At 72.5% G+C, this 9,018-nt stretch carries 10 protein-coding genes; 5 read left to right on the forward strand and 5 right to left on the reverse strand.

Translation table 11 applies throughout. The annotated features are described in order from the left end of the window. A partial coding sequence (locus tag ACFWW9_RS44490; protein ID WP_390389420.1) for an RNA polymerase sigma factor occupies positions 1-514 on the reverse strand: 514 nt, incomplete at its 3' end. A gap of 38 nt (positions 515-552) precedes the next feature. Then, positions 553-1,443: an endo-beta-N-acetylglucosaminidase H gene (locus ACFWW9_RS44495; RefSeq protein ID WP_390389422.1), complete on the reverse strand. Its 891-nt coding sequence runs from the start codon at positions 1,441-1,443 to the stop codon at positions 553-555. Between the two features lie 217 nt (positions 1,444-1,660). Here ACFWW9_RS44495 and ACFWW9_RS44500 point away from each other — a divergent pair, with 217 nt between their 5' ends. Together ACFWW9_RS44500 and ACFWW9_RS44505 are read left to right on the forward strand one after the other, a co-directional pair. Then, the gene (locus ACFWW9_RS44500; protein ID WP_390389424.1) at positions 1,661-2,554 is read left to right on the forward strand and encodes an NAD(P)H-binding protein; all 894 of its coding nucleotides are present in this window, start codon (positions 1,661-1,663) and stop codon (positions 2,552-2,554) included. After that, a complete protein-coding gene (locus ACFWW9_RS44505) occupies positions 2,551-3,324 on the forward strand; it encodes a CPBP family intramembrane glutamic endopeptidase (protein ID WP_390389426.1) in 774 nt (257 codons plus the stop codon). Before ACFWW9_RS44500 ends, ACFWW9_RS44505 begins: the two co-directional genes overlap by 4 nt. Here ACFWW9_RS44505 and ACFWW9_RS44510 read toward each other — a convergent pair. The 3 genes from ACFWW9_RS44510 to ACFWW9_RS44520 all read right to left on the reverse strand — a co-directional run bounded on the left by ACFWW9_RS44510 (position 3,281) and on the right by ACFWW9_RS44520 (position 6,882). Beyond that, complete coding sequence (locus tag ACFWW9_RS44510) at positions 3,281-4,690, reverse strand: acyl-CoA reductase (RefSeq protein WP_390389428.1); 1,410 nt, start codon at positions 4,688-4,690, stop codon at positions 3,281-3,283. The genes ACFWW9_RS44505 and ACFWW9_RS44510 overlap by 44 nt on opposite strands. A 5-nt stretch (positions 4,691-4,695) precedes the next feature. Continuing rightward, positions 4,696-5,739 carry an acyl-CoA reductase gene (locus ACFWW9_RS44515; protein WP_390389429.1) on the reverse strand — a complete coding sequence of 348 codons (1,044 nt, stop codon included), beginning with the start codon at positions 5,737-5,739 and terminating at the stop codon, positions 4,696-4,698. A gap of 219 nt (positions 5,740-5,958) precedes the next feature. Continuing rightward, positions 5,959-6,882, reverse strand: coding sequence for a M48 family metalloprotease (locus ACFWW9_RS44520; RefSeq protein WP_390389430.1), 924 nt, complete (start codon positions 6,880-6,882; stop codon positions 5,959-5,961). Positions 6,883-6,972: 90 nt separating this feature from the next. On the opposite strand from ACFWW9_RS44520, the gene ACFWW9_RS44525 reads away from it, so the two are divergent. The 3 genes from ACFWW9_RS44525 to efeU form a co-directional block, all read left to right on the forward strand. Further along, complete coding sequence (locus ACFWW9_RS44525) at positions 6,973-7,359, forward strand: BlaI/MecI/CopY family transcriptional regulator (RefSeq protein WP_390389433.1); 387 nt, start codon at positions 6,973-6,975, stop codon at positions 7,357-7,359. A gap of 102 nt (positions 7,360-7,461) precedes the next feature. After that, on the forward strand, positions 7,462-8,124 hold the full coding sequence (locus ACFWW9_RS44530; protein WP_390389435.1) for a FadR/GntR family transcriptional regulator: 663 nt from the start codon (positions 7,462-7,464) through the stop codon (positions 8,122-8,124). Positions 8,125-8,233: 109 nt separating this feature from the next. Further along, on the forward strand, positions 8,234-9,018 hold a 785-nt coding region (efeU, locus tag ACFWW9_RS44535; protein ID WP_390389437.1), incomplete at its 3' end, for an iron uptake transporter permease EfeU.

Here is a 9,018-nt window from a genome sequence, read left to right on the forward strand (position 1 = left end):
CGAGGCTCGCGTGCACGGTCGCCTCGGCGACGCCCAGGTGCGCGGCGACGTCGGCGACCGGCAGGCCGCCCAGCAGGACCAGTTCCGCGCTCTCGCGGTCGGCCCGCGGCAACCGCCGCACGACGTCGACCGCCTCGCCCAGCCGGGAGTCGTCCTCGATCCGGCGCACCACCACCTCGGCGTCCTCGTCGACCGGCGGCGGGGTCGCGCGCGACGGCCGGGGACGCGTGGTCCGCACGACGTCCCCGGCCGTCGCGAACAGCAGCGGCAGGGTCGCGACCAGCGGTGTCCCGGCGCGCTTGCGCCACGCGGCCGGGAACGTCGCCGACGTGACGGCGTCCGCCTCCTCGCGCGACGCCGTCAGCCGGTAGGCGTGGTTCCACACGGCCTCGACGTGCCGGTCGAAGAACACGCCGAACGACTCCCGGTCACCCCGGTCCCACAGCACGGCGTCCGGCGGATCCTCTCCACCGGCCGCCGTGTCCGCGTTCTCGGGCGTGGTTTCACTCGTCACCCGGACAGGATGGTCCGTTCGGCCGCCTCAGGCCACCACTACCCCGTGTACCGGGCGTCCGTGCCGTACAGCTCCCTGGTGAAAGCGGAGATGTAGGTGTGCACGTCCGGGGCTCCGAGGTTGTAGGTCAGGTAGACGCCGTAACCCTCGCTGACCGTCCGCCGCGCGAGGCTGGCGGCGGTGCTGGAGGACGTCGCGCTGATCTGCACGGCGGCGGGCGAGAGCCTGGACTTGGGCAGCGCCATGCCGGGCGGGCTCCACGTGCCGTAGTAGGGGTTCCAGGCGTAGTTGAACTTCGACGTGATGTCGACTCCCCCGTACGACAGGCGCGTCGCCGCCGGGCCGATGTTGTAGAGCGTGATGAGCTTGCTGGGCATCAACGAGCGCAACGCCGTGACCAGGTAGACGAACGAGCTGGCGTTCGGCTGGCCGGTGCCGTTCTTGCCGTACTCCGAGTACTCGTCGTCGAAGTCGATGCCGTCCAGGCCGTAGCGGGTCACGGTGTCGGACAGCTGCTTCGCGAACGCCTCGGCGGACTGCTTGGTCGGGAAGTTGGCGAAACCCGCGCCCTCGTGGTTGCCCAGGACCGACAGCGTCACCTTGATCCCCTTGGCCTGCAGGGGCCGGATCTCGGTGGCCGCGTTGTCGAGCACGCGCTGCACGTTCGGGTTGAAGTACAGGTAGGCCGACTTCGTGGTGGCGTTGTAGTTGATGTTGGCGGCGAAGATGACACCGATGTCGAAGACGTTGCCGCTGCCGTTCGCGAGCGCGTACTTGCCCACGTTCGACATGCTGTTGTTGTTCACCTCGACGTACGCCACGGAGACCGGCCCGCTCTTCGCGAACGCGGTCGCCGCCGTGACCGTGGTCCCGCTGGTCATCAGCGCGACCGCGGCCACGAGCGCGCCTATCCGACGAACTCTGGACACCGTTGATCAACTCCCGTCGACTGGGGTTGGCAGGGTCAACTCGATCAGCGAACCAGCCGCGAACTCCCGCCGTCCACGTGTGCCCGCTCGTCTGTCCGGTGTTGTCCGTTGACCGTTGACCCCCGGTGTGGGGCGGCGTTGGGCACGGCGGGTGAGGTGTCCAAGCTCCTACGCGGCCGATCAGCGGAACCCGGCCCGGTGCGACAGGGTGGTGGGCGTGCGGGTACTCGTGACCGGAGCGTCGGGTTTCATCGGTGGCAGGCTCTGCCCCGTCCTCGTGGAGGAGGGGCACGACGTGCGCGCCATGACGCGCCACCCGGAGGACTACGACGGCGCCGGGACGGCCGTCCGCGGTGACGTGCACGACCCGGCGTCGCTGGTCGACGCGCTGGAGGGGTGCGAGGTCGCCTACTACCTGGTGCACTCGCTGGACGACCCGAGCTTCGCCGACCGCGACGCGGAGGCCGCGCGGACGTTCGCCAAGGCCGCCGCCGACTCCGGGACGCGGCGGATCGTCTACCTCGGCGGGCTCGGTGACGACTCCGACGACCTGTCCGAGCACCTGCGCAGCCGCCGGGAGGTGGAGTCGCTGCTGGCCGGGACGGGTGTGCCGGTCACGACGCTGCGCGCCGGGATCGTCATCGGGCACGGCGGGATCTCGTGGGAGATCACCCGCCAACTCGTGGAGCACCTGCCCGCGATGGTCGCGCCGCGCTGGGTGCGGACCCGCTGCCAGCCGATCGCCGTCGCCGACGTCGTGCGGTACCTCGTGGGGGTGCTGGCCGTGCCCGAGACCGAGGGGCGCGCGTTCGACATCGGCGGATCGGAGGTCCTGGAGTACGTGGAGATGATGCGCCGGGTCGCCGCGATCGAAGGCCGTAGGGTGCCGGTCGTGCCCGTGCCGCTGCTCACTCCCGGCCTGTCCTCGCGGTGGCTGGCGCTGGTCACCGACGTGGACGTGCGGACCGGCCGGTCGCTGATCGACTCGATGGCCAACGAGGTCGTGGTGCGCGACGACTCGATCCGCTCGCTGGTCCCGTTCCCGCCGTCGGACTTCGACGACGCCGTCCTCACCGCCCTCGGTGAACGGGCGAAGGCCGGGCGCCGATGAGCCGCACGTGGCGGGAGCGGCTGGTGGCGCGCGCGCCCGCCTGGCTCGCCGAGAAGGTGCCGCGCGAGCACACCGAGTCCGACGAGGCGTTCCACCGACGCCGTCGAGTGGTCGCGGTGACGTCGTTGGCGGGGGCCGGGCTGCTCGGCGCGTCGCTGAGGTCCACGCCGGACTCGACCCGGTTCTACGGCCTGACCGCGGCGACCGCGGCCACGTGGGTGGTCGGCGGCCTGGCGTCCGGCCCGCTGCACCTGGGCCGGACGCGCTACCGCGACACGCTTCGCCGCCCCGTCGTGACGCCCGCGCTGGTCGGCGTCGGCGCGTTCGGCGTGTTCTACGGCTGCGCGCTGGTGTGCAGGCACGTGCCGTTCCTGGACCGGGCCATCTCGCGGGTGCTGCGCTACGCCGATCGCGGCTCGACGGCCCCGGTGCTGGCCACGACGCTGCTCAACGGCGCGGCCGAGGAGGTCTTCTTCCGCGGCGCGCTGTACGCGGCGGCGGGCCGCGACCGTCCCGTCGTGGCGTCCACGGCGGTGTACGTGCTGGCGACCACCGCCACGCGCAACCCGTCGCTGGTGCTGGCGTCCGGGGTGATGGGCGTGCTGTTCGGCCTGCAACGCCGGGCGACGGGCGGCATCCAGGCCCCGCTCATCACCCACCTGACGTGGTCGGTCCTGATGCTGCGGTTCCTGCCGCCGCTGTTCCGCCGCCCCGCGGAGCCCGCCGTCAGCCCGCCGCCTCCGGGTGCTGCTCCACGTCGCACCACCTGACCAGGCCCGAGATCCGCGGCTGCCCGTCGTGCCGCCACGCCATGCTCACCCTGGTCATCTCCCCCGGCGCCGTCACCCGGCTCACGCCCAGCCGGGCCAGGTCCTCCGCCGTGCGCCGGAACTCCTCGCCGACGGCTCCCAGCGCCACGTTCTGGAGGTGCCGCGCATACGGCCGCACGACCTCCGCGACGTCGGCCAGGCCGGGAATCGCGACGATGCGCGCGACCCGGTTCCCCGCGCCGCTCAACGGCAGCAGGGTGTCGTCCAGCACGACCGTCCACTCCAGACCGTCCGACGACCAGACCTCACCGGACGTCGTGCTGGCGGCCCGCCACTCGGCCACGAGGCGGCGGTGCTGCAACACCGTCGCGCCCTCGGCGTCGATCACGCCCGGCGGGCAGTCGTCGGCCGCCAGGCGCATCGCGACGGCCACCTGCTCGGCCACCGCGCGGGCCTGCCCGGCCTCGACCAGGTACACCTGTGGCGACAGGCAGGCCTGCTGGTCGAGGTCGCTGCAGTCCACGGCGATCCGCCGCGCCACCTCCGCGACCCCGTGCCGCGCCACGTAGTCCTCCGACACCACGCCGAACGACAGCTTGTGCGCGTGCTCCTCGTAGAGCTGGTGCGGCCCGACCTTCGCCCGGATGGCCGCGCACGCCTCGTCGCCGCCGAAGGCGACGACCGCGTCCGCGTGCTCCAGCGCGGCGGCCATCGTCGCCTCGTCGTCGCGGTCCCAGTAGGTCGCCAGCACCGAGTCCGCGAGCACCGGCTCCACCTCGTGCAGCGTGCGCAGGAACGCGGCGGTGAAGGCGGGTTCCCTCGCCGGGATCTTGGCGATCATGGTCGCCTTCACCAGCAGCGCGCGCACCAGCGTCCGCGCGGGCAGGCCGGGCGCGTTGCCGGAGAACACCGTAAGCACCGTGCGCGGACCGATGGCCCTGGTGCTGCCGCCCAGGCGCGCGTCCGGCCGGAACCCGTCCAGCACCTCGGGATCGCCCAGTTCCCGCTCCAGCGCGGCGAGCAGCGACTCGGCCCGCAGGGTGCCCAGCTCGCCGTCCAGCGACCGGTTGATCGTCTCCTCGGACATGCCGGTCACGACCGCGGCGTCGCGCACGACCCGTTGGCGCGGCGGGAAGTCCCGCTTCGCCCACAGCTCGGCGACGGTGTCGACGGCCTCGACGATCCGGCGCACCGGGATGTCCCGCAACGCCTCCTGAGCCACCCGGAGGCCCTCGGCGACCGCGGGCCAGTCGAGGTCGCCGGGCCGCGCGCCACGCCACTCGTGGTCACCGGACCGCAGCGTGAACGGCACCAGCGAGGCGCCGTCCACCCAACTCGGAATCCACGACACGGACTGCTCCGCCACGGTGTTCACCGTCCTCCGGTCATCTCGTCGAGCGAAAGGGAGCAGCCGCGGCTCGCGGTGCCCGCGACCCGGCCCGCGATGGCGACGCCGTCCGGGTGGGCGATGCCGACGTCACCGGTCAGCAGCACGTGCGGGCGGTCGATCAGGCACAGGTCGGCGATCTCCACCAGGCCGCGGCCCTCGGTCACGATCTCGCGGGTGTGCGGGTCGCGCAGCCGCGGCCCGCCCCAGACGTGCCGCGTCTTGGGGCGTTCGCCGAGCGGGCCGACCGGCGTGTCCGAGCCGTCGAACACCTGGTTGGCCAGCTCGGTCATGCCGAAGAGGTTGCCGAAGCCGCCGTCGGCGATGCCGAAGACGCGCTTCAGCGTGGCGCGCAGGTCGTCGACCCGCATCACCCTGGACCGGCCCTTGAACCCGCCGCCGTCGTAGGCGCGCGAGCCGGGCGGCAGCACCCAGCTGCGGCCACGGGCGAGCAGCGCGTCGCAGACGTTGACGAAGGCGAAGGTCGCGCCGATCATCACGACCGGCAGCCCCTCGGCGACGGCGGTGTCCAGGCTGGACTCCAGCGCGTCGAAGTCCACACCGGAGGGTCCCGCCACGGACACGCTCAGCCGGGGGTCGCCGCAGGCCTCGGCGATGCGGGCCATGTCGAACGCGATCGCCATGTCCGGCGCGGCCTGCTCGGTCGGCGCGAAGCGCACCACGGCGGGGCGCGTGCCGTCCGGGAACAACAGCCTCTGGGCGCTGGTGACGATCGCGATCCGCTTCAACTCCAAGCCCAGCTTGGTGTAGCGCACGGTACCGCGGACGCTGCCGGACGTGCCGCTGGTGCGGAACTCCCTCACCACCGGCTCGTCCGGGAACAGGTGCGGGCCGCCGTCCTTGTACGCGGTGTCCGGGACCCCCACCCCGGCGCCGACCTGCTTCCAGTACCGCGCCACCTCCGGGGAGTTGGCGACGGCCAGTTCGAGGAGCTGCTCGTGGACGGCGGCGGGGTCGCCCCGACCGTCGACCACGAGTGTCGCGATCTCCTCGAAGAGCCTCCCCACGTACGGATCGTCGTGGGCAAGAGTCATCGACTTCCTCCATCCGGGCCAGCGATTTCGGCACCCTAGCAACGAGATCAACACCCAACAATCCCCTTGCGACGCCCGAATCCGCCCCCGTGCCGAGGGCCGTCGCCCCACCAGCGAAGATCAGCTTCTCCTATGGCGGCGCGAACGGCGCAACGCCGAAAAGTTATCTACAACAGGCGAAATCGCCGCGAGTCAGCGCAGTGAAGCCAACGCCAGCAACTGCTGGAAGTCGTACACGCACTCGACCGTCCACACGACGGTCGCCGCCGCCAGCAGGACGGGAACGGCGACCGGCCACCGCCTGCGCTCCTGCGGGGCCATGAGCGCCGTGACCCGGCGGGGCACCGCGCCCGGCGTGGTGCCGAGCGCCGAGGGCAGACCGGAGGCGCGGGCCGCCACGACACGGGCCGACGCGGCGAGCGCGACGACCCCGATCGCGCGGGCGACGTCGCGGCGGTCGCCGAGTTCGGCGGCCGCGGCCTCGTCGGCGGCGCGCTCGACGAGGTAGGCCACGCGGTGGGCGACCGGCCACAGCAGCGGGTGGGCGGTGGCGGCGAGCCGGGTGAGCCAGAGCAGGCGGTGGTGGGCACCCGCGAGGTGGGCGCGCTCGTGGGCGATGACGGCGGCGCGCTGGCGGTCGTCGAGGACGTCGAGGATCCCGGTCGTCAGCACGATGCGGCCGGGCCTGCCCGGCAGGGCGAACGCGTCGACCCGCTCGTCGGCGATCGTCACCACCTCCCCGCGCGGGCGCAGCCAGTCGACCTCGGCGCGGGTCGCCCGCACGACCCGACGGCGGCGGACCCACTGGGCCGTGACGAGCACTCCGACCGTCACCGCCCACACCAGCGACAGCCGCGAGACCCACGGCGCGGACGCGGTGTCGGCGACCACGGCGGCGGACGACCAGTCGCCCAGCGCGGCGACGGGCGGCAGTTCGGCGAGCGCCTTGAGCCCGAACACGACGAGGTTGGCGGTGCTCGCCGTGGCGGCCACGACCGCCGACCAGGCGAGCACGCGCAGCGCCAGGTCGGGGCGCAGCCGGTCGGCCAGCAGCACCGTGCCCAGCAGCACCAGGACCGGCGTTGCCAGGACGGACCACGCGAAGTGGTCGAACATGCGCGCCCTCCCGGTATCGACACCGAAGTCTGCCACGGCCGACCGGTGGCGGCCGGACCAGCGGGAACACCCGTCTGTAGCATTCCGCCCGTGACCGCGAAGCCGGGAGACCCGCCCCCTCGACGCCTGCCGGGCACCTTGGCGGCCGAGGTCCTGCGCGTCCTCGGCGACGCGGACGCGGCGCTGACCCCGGCCGAGGTCCGGGAACGGCTGGACCCGGCGGGCGTCCTCTCCTACAGCACGGTCGTGACCACCCTGACCCGCCTGCACGAGAAGGGCATGGCCGCGCGCGTCCGCGACGGCCGCGCCTACCGCTACTCCGCGACCGCGGACCCGTCCGCGCTGACCGCGTGGCGGATGGGCAGGCTGCTGGAGAACGAGCCGAACCGGACGTCCGTGCTGACCCGGTTCGTCGACGCGCTGGGCGAGGACGACGAGCGGACCCTGCGGGAACTGCTCGGCAAGCTCGACGACTGACCGGCTCGCTTGACAGGTCTCCACCGCGACCTTCTACAGTTTTGTAAAACGTCGTCGGCGCCTGCCGAGCCGACCTTCGCGGGCGAGAAGGACACCGGACCCATGCCGCCGAGACGCATGCCCCTCGACGAGGTCGTCGACTGGCTCACGCAGCGGGTCGAGACCGGCGAGTGGCCGGTGGACTCGCGGATCCCCAACCAGGACGACCTGGTGCGGACGCTGGGCGTCGGGCACACCATGCTCCGCCAAGCGCTCAAGATCATGTTCAACAACGGCGTCCTCGAGAGCGCCCAGGGGCGGGGGACGTACGTCCGGGCCCGCAGCGCCGTCACGGCCGTGCTCGGCGACGACCTGCGCAGACGACCTGCGGAGCAGACCCTCGCCCTGCGGCGGGCCCTGGAGGTCGAAGCCGCGGGACTGGCCGCCGCCCAGCGCACCGACGAGCACCTCGCGGTGCTGCGAGCCGCGCTCGTCAGCCCGCAGGACCGGTGTTGGACCTCGTCCTTCCACGCCGCGACCGGGCGGACGGACGTCTCGCTGGACGTGTTCCACACCGTCGTCTTCGCCGCGGCGCGCAACCCGACACTGGCGGAGGTGCACCTGTGCGCGGTGTCCGCGCTGCGCTACGCCCGGCTCGACCCCGAGTCGGCCGACCGGCGCGACGCCGGTCACCTGCGGATCTTCGAGGCGATCGAGAGCGGTGACGTCGACGCGGCACGGGCGGCGGCCGCCGCGCACGCCGACCGCGACACCCCTCGCGCGTGACGACTGGCCCACTCCCGCTTGACAGGACCCCGCCGGTTACTTCTACAGTCCTGTAGAAGATTACTGAGGCAAGCCTGACCTAAGCGGTCCGGCAGGGGGTGAGGACAGCGTGCTCGTCAACAACGGGCTCATCGGGCTCCGGGAGGGCCTGGAGGCCGCGCTCGTCGTGAGCATCCTGATCGCCTTCCTGGTCCGCACGGACCGCCGGGCCTCGCTGCCCTTCGTGTGGATCGGCGTCGGCATCGCCGTGGTGCTGTCCGTCGCGGTCGGCGCGGTGATCACGTTCACCACGACCACGATGACGTTCCAGCAGAAGGAGGTCTTCGGCGGCGGGATGTCGATCCTCGCGGTCGTGTTCGTCACCGGGATGATCTTCTGGATGCGCAAGGCGGCTCGCACGATCGCCGCCGAGCTGCGCGGGAAGATGGAAAAGGCGCTGGACATCGGCCCGTTCGCGGTCGTCGTCGTGTCGTTCGTGTCCGTCGGCCGTGAGGGCCTGGAGACCGCGGTGTTCTTCTACTCCAGCGTGCAGAGCGCCGGGGTGGGCACGACCGAACCGCTGATCGGGTTCCTGGTCGGCATCGCGATCGCCGTGGCGCTGGCGTGGCTGCTCTACCGCGGCGCGATCCGCTTCGACCTCGGCAAGTTCTTCACCTGGACCGGCGCGCTGCTGGTGTTCGTCGCCGCCGGGGTGCTCGGCTACGGGCTGCACGACCTCCAGGAGGCCGCCGTCCTACCCGGCCTGCACACGCTGGCCTTCGACCTCACCAGCACCGTTCCCGAGGCCTCCTGGTACGGGGCGCTGCTCAAGGGGATCTTCAACTACTCCCAGCAGACCACCGTCCTCCAGGCCGTCGCCTGGGTGGCCTACGTGGCGATCGTCCTGCCCCTGTT

This window comes from Umezawaea sp. NPDC059074 (assembly GCF_042738955.1).
In the GTDB taxonomy this organism is placed as follows: Bacteria; Actinomycetota; Actinomycetes; order Mycobacteriales; family Pseudonocardiaceae; genus Umezawaea.

Excerpts from the sequence above, each read along its gene's own strand:
- ACFWW9_RS44520 (WP_390389430.1), bottom strand. The coding sequence starts at position 6,882 with ATGTTCGACCACTTCGCGTGGTCCGTCCTGGCAACGCCGGTCCTGGTG.
- ACFWW9_RS44530 (WP_390389435.1), top strand. The coding sequence starts at position 7,462 with ATGCCGCCGAGACGCATGCCCCTCGACGAGGTCGTCGACTGGCTCACG.
- ACFWW9_RS44505 (WP_390389426.1), top strand. The coding sequence starts at position 2,551 with ATGAGCCGCACGTGGCGGGAGCGGCTGGTGGCGCGCGCGCCCGCCTGG.